Genomic DNA, 21,669 nt, shown 5'->3' with positions numbered 1-21,669 from the left:
GCATTGGCCCTCAGGCTATGCGCGGGGGGGAGGCCGGGGCCACGGGGCCGGGAGAAGGCGTGAACGTGATCCGTGGCAACCAGGTGCGCGGCGCCGCCTGGTCGCTGCGCCAACTGGATGAGACTGGCTGGATCAGCCCCGAGGACGACCCGAACCGGGCCTTCTTCGAGGCGGCGGCGGCGGGGAATTGGACCTGGTTGCGGGCGCAGCTTCCGGCCCTGACCGCTTCGCAGGGCGAGGCGCATGGCTGGGTCGGCGATGCCACGGGGGAGGGCGGCACGCTGGCGCCGTGGCAGCAGGATTATTTCGCCTCCACCGCAGCGGCGGCGGCCAGGCGGGGCAGCGAGGATGCGAAGGTGGTGTTCGCCTGGATGGGCAATTTCCTGGCTGGCCGCTTCCTGGCCGGCGCGAAGGGCTTCAACCCGCGGGACGGAGTTGCCTATACCATCGCCATCGCGCCTGAAGGCGGCAAACCCGGGCCCTTCCGCAGTTGGGCGGAGTGCGGCGCGGCGACGCGCGCGCGCGGCCTGTCGAACCAGGACGGATGGTCGAAGAGCGGCGGCAATTACGGGCAGCTTGGGCTGCAGGCCCTGGCCGCGCTGCGCGATGTGGTCGGCTCGGAGGAGGCCCGCCGCGCCTATGACTGGCTGGCCGAGGCCGGCGCACCCGGCACGCGGCTGCGGGACTATTTCAGCGATCCGCTCTACAACATCGTCCCGCGCGGTGTGCACCGGGCTCCATCGCAGGCGCAGCGCTGCGTCGCCGTCGCGGCGGCGGCAGCATAGGCGCCAATGGCCGCAGCGTTGGGGATGGGCGGCGCGTCCCGCATGGCCGAACGGCTGGGGCAGGTGGCCGATGCCGAGCGGGAGCGCACCCCGCGATGCGGCAGGGTGCCTCGGGCAATTTGTAGCCCGGCATGCCAGAATACCCCTGCCGAGGTTTCCTCTATGGACGCAATCTGGAGTTCCCCGATGGATGCGACCCGCCAACCGGCCCCCGATTCCGTCGAACTGACCATCCTGATGCCCTGCCTGAACGAGGCGGAAACGCTCGCGGCTTGTCTTGCCAAGGCGAATGACTTCCTCAACCGCAGCGGGGTGGTCGGGGAGGTGGTGATCGCCGATAACGGCAGCACCGATGGTTCGCAGGAGATCGCCCGCGCACATGGCGCCCGCGTGGTGGATATTCCCATCCGCGGCTATGGCGCCGCGCTCCAGGGCGGCATCCGCAGCGCCCGCGGCAAGTACATCATCATGGGCGACAGCGACGACAGCTACGATTTCAGCGCCCTGGAGCCATTCGTCGAGAAGCTGCGCCAGGGCTACGACCTGGTCATGGGCAACCGGTTCCAGGGCGGGATCATGCCAGGCGCCATGCCGCCGCTGCACCGCTACCTCGGCAATCCGGTCCTGACCACGATCGGCAGGATCTTCTTCCACAGCCCCTGCGGCGACTTCCATTGCGGGCTGCGCGGCTTTACCCGCGAGGCAGCCTTGCGGCTGGATCTGCAGGCCACCGGGATGGAATTCGCCAGCGAGATGGTGGTGAAGGCCACCGTCGCGCAGATGCGGATCGCCGAGGTGCCGACCATCCTGTCGCCGGATGGCCGTTCACGGCCGCCGCACCTGAGAAGCTGGAGCGATGGCTGGAGGCATCTGCGGTTCCTGCTGCTCTACAGCCCGCGGTGGCTGTTCCTCTGTCCCGGCCTTGCGATGTTCGTCCTCGGCCTGCTCGCGATGGTCTGGCTGCTGCCGCGGCCCCGCAGCATCGGCAGCGTGACCTTCGACGTGCACACGCTGCTCTATAGCGCGGTCCTGGTCATTATAGGCTTCCAGTCGGTCCTGTTCTGGATCTTCGCCAAGATCTACGGCCTGCGCGAGAGGATCGTGCCACCGGACCCATGGTTCCAGCAGGCCGTCCGGATCATCACCGTTGAGCGGGGCCTGATCGCCGGCGCCTTCCTTCTGGTGCTCGGCGTGGCCCTGGGCGTGTCCGCGACCGCGTTCTGGAGCAGCCAGGACTTCGGAAGCCTGCGCACTTCCGAGACGATGCGATACGTGATCCCCTCGGCGACCATGATCCTGCTGGCCTTCCAGATGGTCTATGCCGCCTTCTTCATCAGCGTGCTGGACATCCGGGCTTCCATTGCTCCCGCCACCCCGGAGCCGCTCCCTGGCGCAGCCGAGCCGCAGCCCCGGTCCGCGCAGTGACCGTTCCGGCCGTATCGGCGGCGCAGGACCCTGCATTGCGGCCAATCTGCGCCGGGCTGCCGCCCGCCTTCGGACATCTGCGGGAGATCGTCCTGTTCCTGGCGGTCGGCGGCACGAGTGCCGCGATCTATGTCGTGCTGGGCGTCTTCTTCACCAGCCTATGCGGCTTCCGGCCGAGCCTCGCGATCGCCGCAAGCCTCGTGCTTCTCATGCCGCCGACCTATCTCGTCCAACGCAGCCTGACCTTCCGGTCCGACCGCAACCATGCAAGCGCCTTCCCGCGCTACGTCGCCACGCAGATCCTGGGCAATGCGCTCGCGGTGATTGGCTCCGAACTGTTCCCGGCCGTGATCCGGGGTCGGCCCTGGCTGGCCTTCTCGGCCGTCGCCATCGGGGTCGCGGCGACGAACTACGCCCTCTTGAAACTATGGACCTTCCGGAGAAGCCGATGAATCAGCCCAACGCCCAGTACAACCTGGCGCGCCCGGACTCCCTCGCGGTCCGGGTTGCGACGCAGGTCAGGTCGAGGATGTTTTCGGCCTTCATGGAGGAATTCGCGCCGGCCCCCCACGAAACCATCCTCGATCTCGGCGTGACCTCGGACCAGAGCTACACCTCGTCGAACTACCTGGAGGCGCTTTACCCCCACAAGGACCGCATCACCGCCGCAGGCATCGATGATGCGAGTTTCCTCGAGAGCCTCTATCCGGGGGTGAAATTCACCTATGCGAATGCGCTGGACCTGCCTTTCGCGGAGGGCTCCTTCGACATCGTCCATTCCTCCGCGGTGCTCGAGCATGTCGGATCTTTCGAGAACCAGGCGAGGATGGTCGCGGAATGCCTGCGCGTCGCTCGCCGCGGCGTCTGCCTGACCACGCCGAACCGGTGGTTCCCGGTCGAATTCCATACCCAATTGCCGCTGGTCCACTGGCTGCCGAAGCCCTTATGCCGGGCCGTCTTCCGCAAGGCTGGCTATGGCTTCTTCTCGGCGGAGGAGAACCTCAACCTGATGACCAGGGCCGAGCTGCGCCGGATCATGGCGGCGCATCCCGGCTGCCGGTTCCATTTCGCCCCGACGCGGCTCTGGGGCTGGACAAGCAACCTCGTCCTGATGATCCACCGGCCGGAGCCGATGGGCGGCCGCCGGCCCCACTGAGCGGGGGTGCTGCTGCGCGAGAGACCTGGCGGCGGCCTATTCCACAAGCTGCCGGGGCGCAGACAGGCGGGTCAGTTTCGCCTGGTCCGCGGGTTTTGCGGCATTGCCGACGACCTCGTACAGGAAGGCCGGCGGGCCCTCATCACTGCGCCATAGCAGGGTCCACCGGTCGGGAAATGCCGCGATCGTATCCCGTATCTGGCCGATATGCGCCAATTCGCGGCCGGCCTGGCCAGGCTGCAGCAGGACCAGCGGGATCGCATATTCGTCGATGGCGGCCATGACCTCGGTTGGCGAGGCGAAGCGTGGGACATACTCATGGGTATTGTAGCCTCCCGCCCCCAATAGCCGCACGCCCCGCACGGCGAAGAGGCTGGGGCGCATCCGGTCCCGCAGCGCCAGCTCCGATATCGCCGCGCCTTCCGCCTCAACCGGCATCGCCAGCAGGACGGACGGGTTCGCCGCTGACCAGTGGCGCCAGATCTGGGAAGCGGCCTCTCCCATCCCGAGCCGCGGACGCGGTGTTACCGCCGCCGCGCCAGGGAGCACGGAAAGGACGAGAAGGCAGAGGCCGGCCAGGGCGGGCGCAATGCCGCCGGACGGCCGCAGGCGCCTGGCAAGATGCAGCAGGAACCAGGCGGCAAGCAGCAGGGCCGGCAGGAAGGCGGGAAGCATGTAGCGATCCTGGATTCCGGACGGGACCAGTTCCTGGAAGACCGGCACTGCCAGGATCAGCGCCACGCAGCAGGCCAGCCAGGCCGCATCCGGGCCACGCCGCGGTTGCATGATGGTGGCGATCATGCCGCCAGCCGCCAGCAGCGCGCCCAGGGGCCCAAGCATGTCCAGCAGGAAGCCCAGATTCTGCGATGCCCGCAGCCACGAAATAATTCTGGTCGAAGCCGTACTGGAAGCCCACGGCCACGAGCGAGTAGGTGAACCAGTACCATGGTCCGGCGACCACCAGGACGACCACCGCCGAAAGCCACAGGCTGGGCCGCAGCAACAGGTCGAAGCGCCGGCCGATCAGGATGGCGAGGGGCGGCAGCAGGGCCAGGCAGGCCGCATTTCCCTTGGTCATCAGGGCGGCGCCCGCAACCAGCCCGAACAGCACGGCATCGCGTATCCGCGCCGTGTCCATGAATTGCGCGAAGGCCAGCATCGCAAGCAGGCAGAGCAGCGCCGTGAGCACGTCGAGCATCAGCATGCCGGTCTGCGCCTGCACGACCGGGCAGAGCATGAAGACACAGGCGACCGCGGCTCCTGCCGCGCGGCCCAGCCAGGGTGTCTCCGCCCGCCCCAGCCGGGACGCGGCCGCATGGTAGAGCGTGGTGGCCGATGCCGCCGTGATGAATGCCGAAAGCAGCAGCATCGCGGACCGGCTTGTCCCGGCCAGCAGCATCCAGACGGCCTCCAGACCGTAGAATAGCGGCGGCCAGTGCCCGATGCCGATCAGGGGATAATGGGCGGCGAATTCCTTCAGGAATGCGAGCGGCGAGGAGGGATGCATCCGGGCGAGATAATCCCGCACCAGCAGGCCCGTGACGAAATGCGATCCGTCATCGTCGGAGAACTCGGCACCATAGGCGCCGATCCTGTGCTGCAAGGCCCAGGCCAGCACCAGCATGACGCAGAAGGCCAGCAGGACCTCCATGGCGCCGACGCGCTGGGGCAGCACCGAGGCGCGCAGGGGGACCGCAAGGGACCGGCTCATGTCCGGCCTGCCCGCGATGCGCCGTGCCGAGCCGGCCCGGCTTCCGTCTCGATGAGGTTGGATGTGACGACCACCTTCGCGATCTCCCCAGCGTCACAACGCGTCCAGAAGCTTGACCACCTGCCACCTCTGGCGATGGGGAGGGATTCCCGGCCCCGATCCACCGCCGATTCTCCGTGATGTTCCGCAAGCCCGGCGGCGGCGCGACCGGCGCGCCCCTCCTACGATGCCACGGCCACCTGCGGCCCCCGCTCGGTGAGCAGCCTGTCGAAATAGGCGATCGTCTGGCCCAGCCCCTCGTCCAGGGAAACCTTCGGCTCCCAGTCGAGCAGGCGCTTTGCCAGCGTGATATCGGGGCAGCGCTGCATCGGGTCGTCCTGCGGCAGGGGGCGGTAGATGATCCTGGACCGGGACCCGGTCAGGTGCAGGATGCGTTCCGCCAATTCCCTGACCTGGATCTCTTGCGGATTGCCGAGGTTCACGGGGCCGGTCACCGAGTCATCGGTGGCCATGAGCCGCAGGAAGCCATCGAGCAGGTCATCGACGTAGCAGAAGGCGCGGGTCTGGGTGCCCGTGCCATAGAGCGTGATATCCTCGCCCCGCAGCGCCTGCACGATGAAGTTGGAGACGACCCGGCCGTCATTGGGATGCATGCGCGGACCATAGGTATTGAAGATCCGCGCAACCTTGACCCGCACCTTGTGCTGGCGATGATAGTCGAAGAACAGGGTCTCGGCGACGCGCTTGCCCTCGTCGTAGCAGGCACGCGGGCCCAGCGGGTTCACGTTGCCGCGGTAGTCTTCCCGCTGCGGATGCACTGTCGGGTCGCCATAGACCTCGCTCGTGCTGGCCTGCAGCACCTTGGCCTTCACCCGCTTCGCCAGGCCGAGCATGTTGATGGCGCCGATCACGCTGGTCTTGGTGGTCTGGACCGGATCGAATTGATAGTGAACCGGCGAGGCGGGGCAGGCCAGGTTGTAGATCTCATCCACCTCGGCATAGAGCGGAAAGGTCACATCGTGCCGCAATGCCTCGAACCGGGCGAAGCCCAGCAGGGCCGCGACATTGTCCTTGCGGCCCGTGAAGTAGTTGTCCACGCAAAGCACGTCGTGCCCGGCCGCCACCAGCCGCTCGCACAGGTGGGACCCCAGGAACCCGGCCCCACCTGTCACCAGGACGCGTTTGCGGGTCAAAGGCATGATACGCGGTTCCTTTCCGGTGGCGCCCGAACGGCACCAGTCCTGCCATGCGCTTCCTCGCGCGAAGCATCATCCCGCGGCCGCCGGATGCCCAGGACTGATCCGCAGCCCCGATCCGGCGACCGGAGGGCGATCCTGCCTGCTCCGGCGAAGCTTCCGTTGCGTGAAATCCTGGTCCGGACAGGCGATCGCCTGCCGATATCGTCCTCCGGCACCTGCTTCACCCCTGTGGAGCCTCCCTGGAATCCCCGCAGGGTTGAGAAGGCAGGTTGGCACGGCTGCGATGCCGTGGCGACCATTCCGCCGTCAACATTACGGCGAGGTGCCGGATGCAGCAGCGGGTGCCACGGCAGGATGGCGCGATCGAGGGCTGCTGCCGGCTGCCGACGCTTCCTTGCGCCTGCCCGAAGGCCGCGGCGCCCTCGGATGCCGCATGGGGGTGCGTCTCTTGCGCTGATGAATGCGCTCACATCGAGCTTGGCCAGCCCAGATGACCGGCGGGCCGGAGCGTCATACTGAGGCAACTGCATGTTCAGGCTGTCTGCCCTTTTGCATTGATGCAACTTCTGCGTGAGAATGCGGCTCGGCCGCCACCGATCGCGGCACGCTCACTCACGTTTTGCCTGCCTCCTTCCTACAATTTGTGATCAAAACTGGTGGCGTCCGAGTAATATCCTTCCAGATTAGGATGTGGAGGCTGAGGTCACATGGCCGTAGTTGAAGTAGCCCGTCCCGTGCGACAGGTTGGCGACACTTCGGTGGATGCCGGACGTGGCCCTGGACAATTGCCTTGGTACGAGTATGCGGCCCGCACAATTTGTCGGGACAAGGTGGTTTTGGATGTGGGCTGTGGCCTTGGCAATGGCCTTGATATCTTGGCCAAGACGGCACGGGAAGTCCGTGGTCAGGATCTCGACGGACGGCTCGTACGGCCCAACGTGCATATCGGCCCGCTGGAGGGGATTCCCGATAAGAGCGTTGACGTCATTACTTGTGTCGATGTCATCGAGCATGTCGAACAAGATGAGGCTTTCGTGCGCCAGTTAGCCCGCGTGGCGCGGGAGCGAATCTTTGTGAGTACGCCAAACTGGACGTTGTCTCGCTGCGAGTGGCCCTATCATGTGCGGGAGTATACACCACGACAACTGCGTGACCTGCTCAAGATTGCCGGTCAGGTCACCATGTCTAAAGGCGCGCCGTCAGGGGCCGAGGTCTGGCCCGTGAATGACTTCACCTACGATATGATGAACGCAGCTCGTAACTGGCCTCCAACAGGTTTCGCCACGCGATGTTTTTCGCGTATATTGCCGCGCTCGGCTCGTCTGCATGCACATCTCGCTGCGCTTGTGGATGTTCGCGTAAGTGCTGCCGGCTAGCTTGGGCAGGCTGTGCCGGGCTGGAGAAAGGGCACTCAGCCCCCTTCCGCTAGCTGCAGGCTGGCGGCATCGCACATCAACAAACAAGGTCCAGCGTTGGTTAACCCATCGGCTCCAGCTATTCGTTGGGCTGGTATCGTGTCCCCGATGCACCGCGCATGCAACTTGGTAGCTGCCGGCTGGTGGCGGCAGACAATCCGCTGCGTGGCCGCTTGCACCTACGCTCGCCGCGTGAGTTCATTACCAAGAAGGTATCGAATCCAGCCGATTGTCTGGTCTGATGCGGGCCAATGCAACGGCACGTGACTGAGGTTGCAATGAGTGCTCCTGAACTGCTCCGCCGCATCAATTCCAAGGTCGAGGCCTGGCGCCATCACCGGGCCATTTCGGCCGTACTGAATACGCCACCAACCCGGGAAAGCGGGCGCGATGCGGTCATCTTCAGTCAGGTCTGTGCTCGCGACTTCCTGATATACCTGCTGGCCGCGAAATCCTTCGCCCATCATACGGGCCTGGGCCGCTTCGCTGTCCTGGACGACGGCTCCCTGACCACCGAGCATCACGCCCTGCTGCGGCAGCATCTGCGCGGCATCAGGATTATGCATATTTCCGAGGTCCGTTCGGGTACGACACCCGCGGGCGGATGCTGGGAGCGGCTCATGAAGGCCGTGGAACTGGGGTCGGATGCCTATGTCATTCAGCTCGATTCCGACACGCTTACCCTGATGCCGCTTGGCGAGGTGCTGGACTGCGTGCGGCACGGCACCGCCTTCACCTTGACCGCGGAAGTCGATGCCCGCGTCGTGCCGGTCAGCCGTGCGATCGAAAAGGCAAAAGGCATCGACAGCCTTCACATCCAGATCGTCGCCGAAAGCCGGCTCGACTGCCTCAGCACGTCCTTCGCCACGAAATACATCAGGGGATGTGCGGGTTTCACCGGACTGCCACCGGGTGAAAGGCTGCCGATCGTCGAGCATATCTCCAGCCGGATGGGCGGTATCCTGGACCGGCGCTGGTCGGAATGGGGCACGGAGCAGGTCACCATGAACCTGCTCACCGCCAACTCGCCGGACCTGATGGTCCTCGCCCCGCCGATCTACGAAACCTATCTGGGGAAGCCTTTGGGTGGCCAAGCCAAGTTCGTGCACTTCATGGGGAGCTACCGGTACTGCGGCAAGGCCTATCGGCACCATGCCCTCCAGGCCATCGAAGCCCTGCACGGCCGGGCTTGAACCCCATCGCGCTTCCCGCACCCTGCCACCGGGGCGCGGCAGCCTGGCCCGAAGGACGGGCCGTAGCAGGGCATCCCAAAGGCTTCCCTGTACAGAAATTTCATTTCCGTCTTACATCCTGAAGGCTACGATCCCGGCCGTGTTCCCGATCACACCCCTGAGGGTCAATGGCTGCGCTTCGCACTTCGCTTCGCTGGAACACGCGGCAGCGGCCCGGCACTGATCGTCCAGGCGATGCCGATGGTCCGGCCTCCATCCGCCGCAGGCCAGGCGTCATCGCCTGCGGGCACCGCGTTCTGCACGGCAATGGATGACATGACAGCCGAAGCCGGAGAACTGGCCGGCAAGGACCGGGAAGGCCGAGTCGCGCCCGGCGAGTGGCCCCGGCCGGACCGGGCAAAGGGGATCCGGGTCGCCATCGCCTGCTCGGGGGTCGGCCATGTGCGGCGCGGGATCGAGGCCTGGGCGGAAGACCTGGCCGGTGCCCTCCGCCGCAGCGCCGCGACGGTGCGCTTCTTCGGTGCCGCCAGCCCCCCGGCCTGCGATACGGTGCATTGCTTCCGGCGGACCAGCGGCGCGGCCCGCGACCTCGCCCGGCTGTTCGAACGGGTGGGGGGGCTGGCGCTACGGCATGGGCTCCCCCTACGAGGTGGAGCAGACGAGCTTCGCCTTCAATCTCTGGCGGCAGATCCGCAGGGACTGCGACGTGGTGCATGTGCAGGACCCAATTCTGGCCCGCATGCTGGCGGCTGCGCATCGCCGGGGCCTGTCGCGGCCGCGCGTGATCCTGGCCAATGGCACCGGCGAGGCGCCGGAGATGTTGCGCCGCTTCGATTGGCTGCAGCACCTGACCCCCGGCGCCGCCGCGGCCTGGGAGCCGCAACGCCCGCTTGGCCAGGCCGCCTTCACCATCCCGAATTTCATCGACCCGGCGCGCTTCACCCCCGGCGACCGCCTGGCCGCCCGGGCGCGGCTCGGCCTGCCCGGGGACCGGGTCGTGGTGTTCTGCTGCGCCGCCATCCGGCGGCGGCATAAGCGGATCGACGTGCTGATCGAGGAATTCGCCACGGCCAATCGCGCCTGCGGCGGGCGGATGCTGCTGGTCGTCGCGGGTGGGCGGGAGCCCGAGACGGCCGAGGTGGTGGCCCTGGCGGAGCGCCTCCTGGGCGAGGATGCCCGCATCCTGATCGACGTGCCGCGGCCGGAGGTGCATGCCCTCTATCAGGCCGCGGACCTTTTCGTGCTGCCCTCGCTTTTCGAGATGTTCGGCATGGTGCTGCTGGAAGCCATGTCCTGCGGCCTGCCGGTGATCTGCCATGACACTCCGGATTTCCACTATGTCACCGGGCCCGGCGCCCTCCGGCAGGACATCGCCCGGACCGGCGGCCTGGCGGAGGCGCTGCTCGCCATGCTCGATCCTGTACGGCGCGCCGGCCTGGCCGCGGCCGCCCGGCGGCACGTGGAGGAGAATTTTTCCGATGCGGCGGTGATTCCGCAGATGCTGCGGATGTATGAGGCTGTCGCCAGCGGCCCTGGCAGCCGGGCATGACGGAGGGCGCAATGACCGCCGGAACGGAGCCGGACCTGCGGGCAATCCGCGTCAGCGTGATCATCCCGGCCTACAATGCCGCCAGGAGCCTGCCGCGGACGATCGACAGCGTCCTGGCGCAGACCGTCCCGCCCGCCGAGATCATCGTCGTCGATGACGGCTCCGCCGATGAGACCGCCGCGGTCGCGGAGGCCTATGGGGACCGCGTGCGGGTGATCCGCAAGCCCAATGGCGGCCCCGCCTCGGCCCGCAACCTCGGGGCGCGCGAGGCCACCGGCGAATGGCTGGCGCTGCTCGACGCGGATGACCAATGGCTGCCGGAAAAGCTGGAGCGGCAGCTCCCCTATACCAGGCCGCCGGAGGTGGGGCTGGTGCATGCCCTGATCTGCCAGCAGCCGATGAATGTCCCGCTCCGGCTGACCTTCGAGGATCTGTGGGACCGCAACTGGATCTGCAATTCCCACCGTGCTCGTGCGGCGCAACGCCTTCATGGCGCTTGGCGGCTTCGACGAGACGCGCGAACTCATCTCGGTCGAGGACTACAACCTGTGGACCCGCCTGGCCGCGAGCCGGTGGCAGATCGTCCTCTGCCCCGAGCAACTGACCCGCTATGCCCGCGGCATCGGCATTTCCTCGAATTCCGAGCGCTTCCTCAAGGCGTCGCTGTGCAACCTCACCCTGCTCGGCCAGGCGCTCGGCCTGCCGGCGCGGCAGGTGCGGGTGAAGATGGCCGCCACCTATCATGGCTTCGCGCGCGCGGCCGTGTTCGAGCGGGACCTTCCCCGGGCCCGGCACCTGCTCCGGCTCGGGCTGCGCTGCCGCCCGAGCCTGGAGAGCGCAGCGCTGCTGGGCATCGCCTGCCTGCCGGCGGGGCTGCTCAACAGCCGACGGACCCTGCGGCAGGTGATCAACCGCTACCGGGCGCAGGATCTCCCCGATGAAGGGCCGGGATTCGCGCTGCTGCTGGACGAGATGCTGCAGGACATCCTGCCTGGACCGGGCCAGGACAATGAACGGTCGCTGTTCCGGGCGCTGGCGCTGGTGGCGGTCCGGAACGGCCATGCCGCGGCGGACGACCAGGGCGCGATCCCGCGCATGGTCCAGGACCTGGCCTGGCTCGGCTATAGCGAGCCGGGGCGGCTGCTGAAGCAGCTCGGCGCCGGCCTGCCGCGCGACGAGGCGGGGCGCGCCGCGGCGCAATTGCTGGGTGAGCCGGCGGCGACCGGGCGCATGCATCTGTTCCTGCCGGTCCTCGCCGCCAGCCTCCGGCGGGCAGTGGCGCTTTCCGGGACGATGGGCATTGATGCTCTGCTGCCCAATCCGTCGCTGCAACCGCTGCTGCCGGATCCGGCCTCGCAGCCGGGCGAAGCCGGCGGGCGGGTGCGGGCGACCTATCTTCTCGCCCTGCTGGTCCTGGAAGGGCGGGGGCTCCAGCCGGAGTGGCCGCGCCAGCGTGCCGCCGCCGCCGTGGCCGAGCTGCTGCGGCGCCTCTTCCAGGACACGCCGCGTACCCTCAAGGAGCTGCGCCTGGATCAGGGCGATGCCGCCGCGCCGCAGATCGTGGCGCTCGTCGAGGAGGTGGACCGTCTGGGCCGGCATCTCTGGCTCGATGCGCTGTTCCTGGCGGAGCGGACGCTGCGGGACGTGGCGGCGGGCCCACCATCCACCACCAGGCCCATGGTTTCCGTCGGCGGCTGATACGGGGTGCCACCGCGGGCATTACGTTTCTTTGAAATAACAAAATCGCACTCGACGTCCAAAAATGATCTAGGATGCCGGAATGGCTCCGTCGGGCACTTCCCTGATGCGTGGTGCGACCTTCCCTTGGCGGGAGGGGCCGCCGGCCTGCGAAATGCCTGAAAGGCTACTGGCGTGCATGTGACCGATCTTGCCGCTCCGCATGAAGGTGATGCCGTGAATCTCCCGGCTGGCCGCCACAGGATGCATGCTGCCCCGGGCATCGCCGCGCCGGCGCATGGGCGATATGGAACGCGAATGCTGCGGGTCCTGACCCTGTCGACCTTGTTCCCGAACGCGGCGCAGCCGAATTTCGGCGTGTTCGTGGAGAACCAGACCTTGCGGCTGGCGGCCTGCGAGGGTGTCGAACTCCGGGTCGTGAACCCGATCGGGCTGCCACCCTTTCCGCTCGACCTGCACCCGCACTACCGCGACCTGCGATCGCTTCCCGAAGCGGAGTGCTGGAAGGGCGTGCAGGTGGCGCGGCCGCGCTTCCTGACTTTGCCGGGCCTTAGCGGGCCCCTTAACCCGTCGCTGCTGGTCCATGCGGCGCGCAAGGTGCTGCGGCGCTGGCAGGCCGAAGGCTTCCATTTCGACGTGATCGACGCCCAGTTCTTCTATCCCGACGGTCCGGCGGCCGCACGGCTCGCCCGGGAATTCGGGGTGCCCTTCTCGATCAAGGCGCGCGGGGCGGATATCCACTACTGGGGCGCGCGGCGGGCATGCCGGGCGCAGATCCTGCGGGCGGCCGCCGAGGCGGACGGGTTGCTGACGGTGGCGCAGTCGCTGCGCCAGGACATGGTGGCGATGGGCATGGAGGCCGCCAAGATCGGCGTCCACTATACCGGGGTCGACCTGGACCGGTTCCGCCCGCTCGACCGGGCGGCGGCGAAGGCGAAGCTGGGCGTCACCGGCCCGCTGGTGGTGAGCCTCGGGGCATTGATCCCGCGCAAGGGGCACGACCTCGTCATCGAGGCGATGGCCGGGATCCCGGATGCGACGCTGCTGGTGGCGGGGTCGGGGCCGGAGCAGGCACGGCTCCTCGCCCTGGCAGAGGCGCGTGGTGTCGCCGGGCGGGTGCGGCTGCTCGGCGGCGTGCCGCATGGGCAATTGCCGGCGATCCTGGCAGCCGCGGATGTGATGGCCCTGGCCTCGGAAAGCGAGGGCCTGGCGAATGCCTGGATCGAGGCCATGGCCTGCGGCACGCCAGTGGTGACACCGGCGGTGGATGGCGCGACCGAGGCGCTGGACCGGCCGGCGGCGGGGCGCCTGCTGCGGGAACGGACCCCGGCGGCGATCGCCGAGGCGATCCGGTCGATCCTGGCCGATCCGCCGGCGGCGGAGGCGGTGCGGGCCAGCGCGGAGCGCTTCACCTGGCAGCGGAATACCGCCGGGCTGCGCGAGCACCTGCAAAGGCTGTGCGGCACGGTCCAGGCCCGACCCGGCCTGCCAGCCTGAGCCGCCGGTCGGCAAAGGGCCTTGCGGCCCGGAGCCGGGAACCGCCGGCAGGATACAAGCCGTGCCGCAGTGCCGGCTCAGGCCGCCAGCGCCATCTGGCCCCGGCCCATCGCCTTCATGGAAGCGTGCCAGGCCTGGAACATCAGCAGGTTCCAGATCACCCGGTCATAGCCGCGTCCGTGATGCGCGAAATTCTCCCAGAGCCGGCGGCAGGCGCAGACATCGAGCAGACCGTGCTCGGCCAGCGCCTCATGGCTCATCAGCGCCTCCGCCCAGCCACGCAATTCCTGCCGCAGCCATACTTCCACCGGTGCGCCGAAACCCATCTTCGGCCGGTCCACGATGGCGCGCGGCACGCGGCGGTAGAGCAGCGCGCGCAGCGGCCGCTTGCCCTTGCCGTTCCGGCACTTGGCCGCGGCGGGGAAGCGCCAGGACAATTCGATCACCCGGTAGTCGAGCAGCGGGCAGCGGACCTCGAGCGAGGTGGACATGCTGGCGCGGTCCACCTTGGCCAGGATGTCGTCCACCAGGTAGGTCGCCGTGTCCATGAAGGTCATGCGGTCGACCGGCGCCGAGCGGCCGAGCCGGTAGGCCTTGGCGGCCAGGGGGTGGTCGAAGGCGCCGGGGGCGGTCAGCAGGGTGCCGGGGTCGAGGGATTGCGAGACCAGCATCTCATTGAGTTGCTCCGCGTCGCCCGCCTCAAGCAGGTTGCCGAGCAGGTGCAGGCGGCGCTCCAGCCGCGGGCTGCTCCATCGCCCCGCCGCGGGGCGGGCGAGGTGGTTCACCAATCCGCTGGCGAGGGAGCGGAAGGGCGCCGGCAGGGCCGCGCGCCGGTCGAGCCAGCTATCGACGGCGGCATAGCGCTGGTAGCCGGCGAACAACTCGTCCCCGCCATCGCCCGAGAGGGCGACGGTGACGCTGCGCCGGGCCAGGCGGCAGAGCAGCGTGGTCGGGATCATCGAATCATCGGCGAAGGGCTCGTCGCAGATGCCCGCCAGTTCGGGCACCACGGCCAGGATCTCGGCCCGGCTGAGATAGGATTCCACATGGTTGGTGCGGAGATGCTGCGCCACGGCAAGGGCATGCGGCGCCTCGTTCCACTCCCCGACATCGAAGCCGATGGCGAAGCTGTGCACCGGGCCGGAGGAGGTGGCGACCATCATCGCGGTCACCAGGCTGGAGTCGATGCCGCCGGACAGGAAGGCGCCGACCGGCACATCGGCGGTCATGCGGCGAGCCACCGCATCCTGCACCACCTCCTCCAGTTCCTCCTCCGCGGCCGGATGGCCGGCGGCCTGCGCCTCCAGCCCGGCGAGGGCCACCTCCCGCAGATCCCAATAGGCCCTCGGCGCGGGCGCCTGGCGCCGGGCGAGGGCCTGCTGGTCCATTTGCAGCAGGCGGCCGCCGGGCAGCTTGGCGATGGACGCGAAGATGGTCTGCTCGCCCGGCACATAGCCCAGTTGCAGGAAGCCGGCGAGTGCCTCGCCGGAGACGCGGAAGTCGAATTGCGGATGCGGCCAGAGCGCCTTCAACTCGGAGCCGAAGACGAAGCTGTGGCCCGCCCAGCCGTAGTAGAGCGGCTTCTTGCCGATGCGGTCGCGGGCCAGCGAGAGCACGCGGTCCCGCCGGTCCCAGATGGCCAGGGCGAACATGCCATTGACCCGGCGGATCGCCGCCTCGACCCCCCAGAGTGCGATCGCCTCCACCAGGACCTCGGTGTCGCAATGGCCGCGCCAGGGATGCGGGCCGCGGGCGGCATCGATCTCGGCACGGATCTCGCCGAAATTATAGACCTCGCCATTCATCATGATGGCGTAGCGCCCATCGGCGGAAAGCATCGGCTGATGCCCGGCGGGGGAGAGATCGATGATCGAGAGGCGGCGAAAGCCGAAGGCCAGGCCGCCGGCGCCATCGAGCCAGGTGCCGGCATCATCCGGGCCGCGATGCACCAGGCGGTCGCGCATCCGGGCGATCAGGCCACGCGCCGAGCTTTCGTCGCCGAGGCCGTCAGGAACCAGGAGGCCGACAATGCCGCACATGAACCTGGCCCTCTGAACCAGCCGCAGCCACCCGTAATGAAGGCGTCGCAATGCAAGTGTAACGTGTTATCCAAGCCGCAGATACACGCCATGCCGCGAATCTTCGCCTGATTCGCGGGGCAGGATATGACGTTATTGTGGGTGAGCGGTCGAGGATGCCGGGAACCGCGCCGGTTCCCTATTTCCCCGCCTGCTCCCGGCCATACCCCGCGATCACCTCCGCCGCCCGGCGGGCAAGCGCCGATTCGGGGCGGACGAAGACCATGTCGATCTGCGCCAGGACCGGGCCGATCCGCCTGAGGTCCAGGATGTCGAAGGGCAGGAACCCAAGCTTCCGCAGCTGCTCCGTGACGTCCGCGAGCCGGGGCGCCCCGGCATTGTATTCCGCGAGCGAGGCTTCCAGCAGCACCGCCTCCGTCCTTTCCAGGGTCGCGGCGGCACCAGCGAGCACGTCGAGTTCCGCGCCCTGCACATCGAGCTTGAGGAAGACGCTCCGGGCCGCGCGCTCCGCCGCCAGCGCCTCATCTAGCGTCTGCATCGGCAGCGAGATCTCGCTGCGGGCGAAGGCGGTGGTCTCGACATAGACGGAAGATCCCGTCTCGGCGACGAAGAACGGCACCTTCTCCCGGCGCTCCGCCCCGAGCAGGCCGATCTGGAAGGAGACGCGGCCGGGCGCCGCGGCCTGCACCGCTTCCAGCGCCGCCGCCTTGTCGGGCTGGGCTTCCAGCATCACGAAGCGGGCTTCGGGAAACACCGGCAGCGCCATGGTGGTCCACTCGCCGCGATAGGCCCCGGCATCCACCACAAGATCCGGCGCGAACCCCAATTGCCGCAGCCGGCGCAACCCGACCGGAACCCGATTCGCCATGATGTCGTAGAGGGGATCGAAATCCAGGTTGTTGCTCAGCTTCGACAGCCAGTACCGGCCGGCCCGCGTCGCCACGATCTGGCGGCTGAGGAATTTCAGCATGCGACTTGCCTCCTGCTGGTCCGGCCAGCCTCTATCCCACGGCATTACCACGAGACCCGACGCAGCCGGAATGACGGATCGGGCATCGGGCGGCAGGCCGCGCCCGCAGCCGGCGGCCTCGGCCATCAGCCAGGCCTGATAGCGCGCTGGCCCTGCCGCAGCAGCGCGCTGAAACCCCGGCGCCAGACCTCCTTGCGGCGCTCCGTCACCTCGGCGAGGGCGAGCACGATCGCCAGCGTGCCGCCGATGATGAACAGCCGCGTGGCCCAGAAATCGGGTGGCCAGGGCACCAGCGTGGCGAGGAACTGCGCCACCGGCAGATGGAACAGGTAGATCGCGAAGGTCGCCCCGGCACTCCAGCGGATCGGCCGCGCGAGCCGGTTCAGCACCGGGCCGAGCAGCCCGGGGATGGCCCGGACACCAACCAGATGCATGGCGAAAAGCCCGGCGACGACGTAGTCCAGGGCCAGTTCGGGCCGCCCCATCGAGGGCGGGATCAGGGTGAGGGGCCGCCCGTACCGCCGGCTCCAGATCTCATAGGCCACCCAGCCGGCCAGCGAGCCGAGATAGAGCAGCGTGCCGGCCACCCGCCCCAGCTCCCGCCGGGCGCAGAACCGGTAGGTTCCGAGGCCGAGCAGCCAGAGCGGGAACATCGCCGCGATCAGCGGCCCGACAAGGACCAGGACGGCGGCGATGCCCGGCAGCCGCCAGCGCGCCGGCGCGAAGACCGCAATGCCGAAGATCACATAGTACCAGACCTCGAAGCACAGCGACCAATAGGGCACGTTCGAGCCGAGCCGGAGCTGGCTGAACCAGAGCTCGTTCAGGAACAGCAGGCTGCTGACGAATTGCCAGGGCTGGCCCCCGGGGCCGGGCTCCCACCAGCCGGCATAGAGGTCCGGCCGCAAGGACCGGCCGATCGCATCCAGCAGGAAGGTGAGGACCAGCGCGGGCAGGGCCACGGAATAGATCCGGGCGGCGCGCGCCACGATGTAGGAGGAGGCCGACGCCTCCCGGCGGTCCGTCGCATAGCCGATGACGAAGCCGGAGATGACGAAGAAGATGGTGACGGCTTCCGCGCCGAAGCCGAGGAGCGGCCAGAGAAACCCGCCCGTGAAGCTGTGCCGCGACATATGGCCGAGGAAGACCGTCATCGCGGCCAGGAAACGAACGGCATCCAGATAGAGGGAGACTTCTCGGGTCAAGATCGGGGCCTGCTGGACGGGAACCTCTGCTGGACGGCGGCCCTCCGGACAGCCACCGGTGGTCGTGGCAGCATGCCTGCGGCCCGGCATGATGACCAGACTCCTACGCCCGCCAGTAGCCGGGTGAACCGCCGCCCGGCCCGTGCGGCGGCGCGCCCCTTGGTCCCGGCGGGCGTCTCCGGTCATGGCGATGGTTCACATTTCGATGCGGACGGGTTCGGATTCGCGCTTTCTGGTCGTATGATCCCGCCCGGACATGCCGAGGAGGCAGAGCAGGGGTGGCAACCTTCCTTGTGACCGGCGGGTGCGGCTTCATCGGCTCGCATCTCTGCGCGGCGCTGCGCGCGCGGGGCGACCAGGTGCGGGTGCTCGACGACCTCTCGACCGGGTCGGCGGGGAATCTCGCCCCCGGCGCGACGCTGCTGCGGGGCGATGTGGCCGATCCGGCGGCGGTCCGGGATGCGATGGCCGGGGTGGATGGCTGCTTCCACCTGGCCGCCATCGCCTCGGTGGAGCGCGGCGTGCGGGAATGGCTTGGCACGCACCGGGTCAACCTCTCCGGCACCATCGCGCTGCTGGAGGCGGCCCGCCCGGGCGGGGCGCATGGCAAGCCGGATGCCATCCCCGTGGTCTATGCCTCCTCCGCCGCCGTCTATGGCGACCATGCGGTGCTGCCGATCGATGAGGCGGCGCCGGCCAGGCCGCTCTCGGCCTATGGGGCGGACAAGCTGGGCTGCGAGCAGCACGCCCGCGTCGCCGGGATCGTGCATGGGATTCCGACGCTGGGCCTGCGGTTCTTCAATGTGTTCGGCCCGCGGCAGGACCCGCGCTCGCCTTATTCCGGCGTGATCTCCATCTTCTGCGACCGGCTGTCGCGCGGCGAGGCGGTGCAGGTCTTCGGCGATGGCCGGCAGACCCGCGACTTCGTCTTCGTCACCGATGTGGTGGCGGCCTTGCTGGCGGCCATGCGCGTGGCCTCGCCAGCGGCGCCGGTGTTCAATGTATGCACCGGCCAGCCGACCTCGGTGCGCGAATTGGCGGAGGTGGTGGCGAGGCTGTGCGAAACCCCGCTCGAACTGCGCCACGGGCCGGCGCGTGCGGGCGAGATCCAGCATTCCCTTGGCTCGCCGGCACGGGCGCGCGAGGCCCTGCATCTGGGCATGCCGGTGGGATTGCGAGCGGGTCTGGCCGAGGTTGTCGCCTGGCTGAGGGCAGGCCGGCCTGGCCTGGTGGATGGCTAGGACGGCGGCGCTTCGGGTCGGAAACCCGGGCTGGGGCAGGTCGATACCGCCCGATCGCACTCCGGCGGAACAGCAGGTCTATCCGGCGGCTAGCCCAGGAACCAAACGAGGATCGCGCCGATGCTCGACCAGAGCAGCAGGGAAAGACCGACGATGACCAGGGCGGCGGCTGGCCAGGCCAGGCGCTGCGGCATCGGGGCAGCCTGGAACTCGCCAGGAATCGCTTTCGCCCTGCCGAGCCGCCGTGCGTCCTGAAACCGAGTCACGAATTGCGCCTCCTCGAACGGTTGAGCCCTCTTCAAGCTCCCCTCTATTAAGAGTTGGTGGTAAAGAAACGGTTATCACAAGTCTAGGTTGATGTCACGGGTCCTGCACAGTGGCACAAACGCCTGAGCAGGCGGGGCGTCGCATCCGCCAGGGTAACTTTGGTCGTAACCAGGACCGTGACCATTACCGGGCGGGATTGCGTGGATCTTTCCCGCGCGCCCCGGGAAGGCCTTGGAGCGGGACTCGCCGCCTGCCGGCACGGCGATACGGGAGCGTTTGGCATGTGCGGCGTGGTCGGCCTGTTCCATCCCTCGAATCCGCATCTGCCCGAGGCCGGGCTGATCCGGCGCATGGCGGAGGCGCTGCGCCACCGCGGCCCGGATGGTGAAGGCTTCCATGCCGAACCCGGCTTGGCGCTCGGCCATCGCCGGCTGGCGATCGTGGACCTGGCCGGCGGGGCCCAGCCCATGGCCAGCGAGGATGGCCGGCTTGTCGTCTCCTTCAACGGCGAGATCTACAACCACCAGGCCCTGCGGCGCGAACTGGAGGCGGCCGGCCACCGCTTCCGCACCCGCTCCGACACCGAAGCCCTGCTGCATGGCTGGCGCGAATGGGGGCCGGGCCTGCTGGAGCGGCTGAACGGCATGTTCGCCTTCGCCCTCTGGGACCGCGGGCGGGGCGAGCTGCTGCTGGCGCGGGACCGGCTGGGCGAGAAGCCGCTGCACTACGCAAGGCTGCCCGATGGAACCCTCGCCTTCGCCTCGGAACTGGCCGGGCTGCTGGCCCTGCCGGCGCTGCCCCGCCGCCTCGACCCGGTGGCGGTGGATGATTTCCTGGCGCTCGGCTACGTGCCCGACCCGCATACCATTTACGCCGGCATCCGCCGCCTGCCGGCCGCGCATTTCCTGCTGCTGCGGCAGGGTGCCGCCGAGGTGCCGGCGCCGCGCCGCTACTGGCAGCCGCCGGTCGCGCCCCGGCCGGCGGCGGCGGACGATGTCGTGGCAGCGGAACTCGCGGCGCGGCTCGATGCCTCGGTGCGGGCCCGGCTGATGTCGGATGTGCCACTCGGCACCTTCCTCTCGGGCGGCGTGGATTCCGGCGCGGTGACCGCCCTGGCGGCACGGGCCGTGGCGGAGGCGGCGGGCGGGCCGCTCGCCACCTTCACCATCGGCTTCCCCGGCGAGGGCGACGAGCGGCCGCAGGCGGCGTTGGTCGCCGCCCGCTGCGGCACCACCCACCGGGCGGAGCCGGGCACGGCCGACTACCTCGCCGCCGCGCGGGACCAGGCGCGGATCTTCGGCGAGCCCTTCGGCGACCACTCCTCGGTGCCGACCCTGGCGGTCTGCGCCCTGGCGCGCCGGCATGTCACCGTGGCGCTTTCCGGCGATGGCGGCGACGAGGTCTTCGCCGGCTATCGCCGCTACCGCTGGCACGTGCTGGCGGAGGCGGTGCGCGCCTTCATCCCGAGCCCGCTCCGGCGGCAGGTGATCGGCGGCCTGGCCCGCGCCTACCCGAAGCTGGACCAGGCGCCGCGCTGGCTGCGGGCCAAGCATACGCTCACCGAGATCAGCCTGGAGAGCGCGCTGGGCTACTACCGCACCGTCTGCAAGCTGCACCATGACCGCCGCCGCGCGCTGCTCTCGCCGGGGCTGCGCGCCGCGCTGGACGGGCACGACCCGGCGGCGCGGATCGGCGCCCTGATGGCCGAATGCGACCCGGCCGACCCGCTGCTGCAGGCGCAATACGCGGATCTGCATACCTACCTGCCGGGCGACATCCTGGTGAAGACGGACCGCACCAGCATGGCGGTGTCGCTGGAGCTGCGCCCGCCGCTGCTCGACCATGAGCTGGTCGGCTGGGGCATGGCGCTGCCGGCGGGGCTGAAGCAGCGTGGCGGCCAGGGCAAGCATGTGCTGCGCCAGGCCGTGGCGCCGCTGCTGCCGCCGGAGATCCTGCAGCGGCGCAAGCAGGGCTTCGCCGCCTCCATCGGCGGCCAGCTCCGTGCCGGAGCGGCGGTGGTGCGCGACCGGCTGCTGGGCGCGCCGATGCTCGACAGCGGCCTGTTCGACGGCGCCGCCCTCTCCCGGCTGGTGGAGGAGCATGCCGAAGGCCGCCTCGACCATACCCAGGCGCTCTGGCACCTGCTGGTCTTCGAGGGTTTCCTGGCGGCGGAGGGTAGGGCGCTGCCCGATGCCGCGGCGGGCGCCGCGGACATGCTGGTGCGGGCCTGACGCATGGCGATGGTGGAGGAGGGCGGGGGCAGCATCCTGGCCCGCACGGCGCGCGGCGCGGGCTGGGTGATCGCCTGGCGGATGGCCA

General features: G+C 68.8%; 17 protein-coding genes and 1 pseudogene. 12 read left to right on the top strand and 6 right to left on the bottom strand.

Annotated elements, in window-relative coordinates; genetic code table 11:
• Positions 1 to 59: 59 nt before the first annotated feature.
• The 4 genes from KSF81_RS24770 (at position 60) to KSF81_RS24755 (ending at position 3,366) form a co-directional block, all read left to right on the top strand.
• The gene (locus KSF81_RS24770) at positions 60 to 785 is read left to right on the top strand and encodes a hypothetical protein (protein ID WP_217381245.1); all 726 of its coding nucleotides are present in this window, start codon (positions 60 to 62) and stop codon (positions 783 to 785) included.
• A gap of 186 nt (positions 786 to 971) precedes the next feature.
• Positions 972 to 2,210: a glycosyltransferase family 2 protein gene (locus KSF81_RS24765; protein ID WP_217381244.1), complete on the top strand. Its 1,239-nt coding sequence runs from the start codon at positions 972 to 974 to the stop codon at positions 2,208 to 2,210.
• 35 nt (positions 2,211 to 2,245) lie between these two features.
• Positions 2,246 to 2,662: a GtrA family protein gene (locus KSF81_RS24760; RefSeq protein WP_217381243.1), complete on the top strand. Its 417-nt coding sequence runs from the start codon at positions 2,246 to 2,248 to the stop codon at positions 2,660 to 2,662.
• Entirely contained in the window at positions 2,659 to 3,366 is a 708-nt protein-coding gene (locus KSF81_RS24755) for a class I SAM-dependent methyltransferase (RefSeq protein WP_217381242.1), read from the top strand. The genes KSF81_RS24760 and KSF81_RS24755 overlap by 4 nt, the downstream gene beginning before the upstream one ends.
• Before the next feature lie 36 nt (positions 3,367 to 3,402).
• Here KSF81_RS24755 and KSF81_RS24750 read toward each other — a convergent pair whose 3' ends face one another.
• The 3 genes from KSF81_RS24750 to KSF81_RS24740 form a co-directional block, all read right to left on the bottom strand.
• On the bottom strand, positions 3,403 to 3,804 hold the full coding sequence (locus KSF81_RS24750; protein WP_217381241.1) for a hypothetical protein: 402 nt from the start codon (positions 3,802 to 3,804) through the stop codon (positions 3,403 to 3,405).
• Positions 3,794 to 5,077, bottom strand: coding sequence for a glycosyltransferase family 39 protein (locus KSF81_RS24745; RefSeq protein WP_217381240.1), 1,284 nt, complete (start codon positions 5,075 to 5,077; stop codon positions 3,794 to 3,796). The genes KSF81_RS24750 and KSF81_RS24745 overlap by 11 nt, the downstream gene beginning before the upstream one ends.
• Before the next feature lie 221 nt (positions 5,078 to 5,298).
• Entirely contained in the window at positions 5,299 to 6,276 is a 978-nt protein-coding gene (locus KSF81_RS24740) for a UDP-glucuronic acid decarboxylase family protein (protein WP_217381239.1), read from the bottom strand.
• 707 nt (positions 6,277 to 6,983) lie between these two features.
• Here KSF81_RS24740 and KSF81_RS24735 point away from each other — a divergent pair.
• The 6 genes and pseudogenes from KSF81_RS24735 to KSF81_RS24715 all read left to right on the top strand — a co-directional run bounded on the left by KSF81_RS24735 (position 6,984) and on the right by KSF81_RS24715 (position 13,628).
• Entirely contained in the window at positions 6,984 to 7,652 is a 669-nt protein-coding gene (locus tag KSF81_RS24735; RefSeq protein WP_217381238.1) for a bifunctional 2-polyprenyl-6-hydroxyphenol methylase/3-demethylubiquinol 3-O-methyltransferase UbiG, read from the top strand.
• 317 nt (positions 7,653 to 7,969) lie between these two features.
• Complete coding sequence (locus KSF81_RS24730) at positions 7,970 to 8,884, top strand: hypothetical protein (protein WP_217381237.1); 915 nt, start codon at positions 7,970 to 7,972, stop codon at positions 8,882 to 8,884.
• A gap of 631 nt (positions 8,885 to 9,515) precedes the next feature.
• The gene (locus tag KSF81_RS24725) at positions 9,516 to 10,433 is read left to right on the top strand and encodes a glycosyltransferase family 4 protein (RefSeq protein ID WP_254453731.1); all 918 of its coding nucleotides are present in this window, start codon (positions 9,516 to 9,518) and stop codon (positions 10,431 to 10,433) included.
• A pseudogene (locus tag KSF81_RS32475) lies at positions 10,430 to 10,795 on the top strand (glycosyltransferase family 2 protein); the annotation flags it as partial. The gene KSF81_RS24725 and the pseudogene KSF81_RS32475, both read left to right, overlap by 4 nt.
• A gap of 103 nt (positions 10,796 to 10,898) precedes the next feature.
• Entirely contained in the window at positions 10,899 to 12,131 is a 1,233-nt protein-coding gene (locus KSF81_RS30470; RefSeq protein WP_254453730.1) for a glycosyltransferase family 2 protein, read from the top strand.
• Positions 12,132 to 12,428: 297 nt separating this feature from the next.
• The gene (locus tag KSF81_RS24715) at positions 12,429 to 13,628 is read left to right on the top strand and encodes a glycosyltransferase (RefSeq protein WP_217381234.1); all 1,200 of its coding nucleotides are present in this window, start codon (positions 12,429 to 12,431) and stop codon (positions 13,626 to 13,628) included.
• Between the two features lie 77 nt (positions 13,629 to 13,705).
• On the opposite strand, the gene asnB (KSF81_RS24710) is transcribed toward KSF81_RS24715, so the two are convergent.
• The 3 genes from asnB (KSF81_RS24710) to KSF81_RS24700 all read right to left on the bottom strand — a co-directional run bounded on the left by asnB (KSF81_RS24710) (position 13,706) and on the right by KSF81_RS24700 (position 17,842).
• Positions 13,706 to 15,667, bottom strand: coding sequence for an asparagine synthase (glutamine-hydrolyzing) (gene asnB / locus KSF81_RS24710; RefSeq protein WP_217381233.1), 1,962 nt, complete (start codon positions 15,665 to 15,667; stop codon positions 13,706 to 13,708).
• A gap of 178 nt (positions 15,668 to 15,845) precedes the next feature.
• On the bottom strand, positions 15,846 to 16,637 hold the full coding sequence (locus KSF81_RS24705) for an FkbM family methyltransferase (protein ID WP_217381232.1): 792 nt from the start codon (positions 16,635 to 16,637) through the stop codon (positions 15,846 to 15,848).
• A 125-nt stretch (positions 16,638 to 16,762) separates the two neighbouring features.
• Complete coding sequence (locus KSF81_RS24700) at positions 16,763 to 17,842, bottom strand: acyltransferase (RefSeq protein ID WP_217381231.1); 1,080 nt, start codon at positions 17,840 to 17,842, stop codon at positions 16,763 to 16,765.
• Between the two features lie 278 nt (positions 17,843 to 18,120).
• Here KSF81_RS24700 and KSF81_RS24695 point away from each other — a divergent pair, with 278 nt between their 5' ends.
• Together KSF81_RS24695 and asnB (KSF81_RS24690) are read left to right on the top strand one after the other, a co-directional pair.
• Entirely contained in the window at positions 18,121 to 19,083 is a 963-nt protein-coding gene (locus KSF81_RS24695; protein ID WP_217381230.1) for an NAD-dependent epimerase/dehydratase family protein, read from the top strand.
• Between the two features lie 548 nt (positions 19,084 to 19,631).
• The gene (gene asnB, locus KSF81_RS24690; protein ID WP_217381229.1) at positions 19,632 to 21,581 is read left to right on the top strand and encodes an asparagine synthase (glutamine-hydrolyzing); all 1,950 of its coding nucleotides are present in this window, start codon (positions 19,632 to 19,634) and stop codon (positions 21,579 to 21,581) included.
• Positions 21,582 to 21,669 lie beyond the last annotated feature (88 nt).

The organism is Siccirubricoccus sp. G192 (genome assembly GCF_019084075.1).
Classification (GTDB): Bacteria; Pseudomonadota; Alphaproteobacteria; order Acetobacterales; family Acetobacteraceae; genus G192.
The sequence above is the reverse complement of the archived record's forward strand: the minus strand, read 5'-3'. Positions and strand labels throughout refer to the sequence as shown.

Coding starts and splice junctions, on each gene's coding strand:
- KSF81_RS24765 (WP_217381244.1), top strand. CDS start 972: ATGGATGCGACCCGCCAACCGGCCCCCGATTCCGTCGAACTGACCATC.
- KSF81_RS24755 (WP_217381242.1), top strand. CDS start 2,659: ATGAATCAGCCCAACGCCCAGTACAACCTGGCGCGCCCGGACTCCCTC.
- KSF81_RS24750 (WP_217381241.1), bottom strand. CDS start 3,804: ATGCCGGTTGAGGCGGAAGGCGCGGCGATATCGGAGCTGGCGCTGCGG.
- KSF81_RS24745 (WP_217381240.1), bottom strand. CDS start 5,077: ATGAGCCGGTCCCTTGCGGTCCCCCTGCGCGCCTCGGTGCTGCCCCAG.
- KSF81_RS24740 (WP_217381239.1), bottom strand. CDS start 6,276: ATGCCTTTGACCCGCAAACGCGTCCTGGTGACAGGTGGGGCCGGGTTC.
- KSF81_RS24735 (WP_217381238.1), top strand. CDS start 6,984: ATGGCCGTAGTTGAAGTAGCCCGTCCCGTGCGACAGGTTGGCGACACT.
- KSF81_RS24730 (WP_217381237.1), top strand. CDS start 7,970: ATGAGTGCTCCTGAACTGCTCCGCCGCATCAATTCCAAGGTCGAGGCC.
- KSF81_RS24725 (WP_254453731.1), top strand. CDS start 9,516: ATGGGCTCCCCCTACGAGGTGGAGCAGACGAGCTTCGCCTTCAATCTC.
- KSF81_RS24715 (WP_217381234.1), top strand. CDS start 12,429: ATGCTGCGGGTCCTGACCCTGTCGACCTTGTTCCCGAACGCGGCGCAG.
- asnB (WP_217381233.1), bottom strand. CDS start 15,667: ATGTGCGGCATTGTCGGCCTCCTGGTTCCTGACGGCCTCGGCGACGAA.
- KSF81_RS24705 (WP_217381232.1), bottom strand. CDS start 16,637: ATGCTGAAATTCCTCAGCCGCCAGATCGTGGCGACGCGGGCCGGCCGG.
- asnB (WP_217381229.1), top strand. CDS start 19,632: ATGTGCGGCGTGGTCGGCCTGTTCCATCCCTCGAATCCGCATCTGCCC.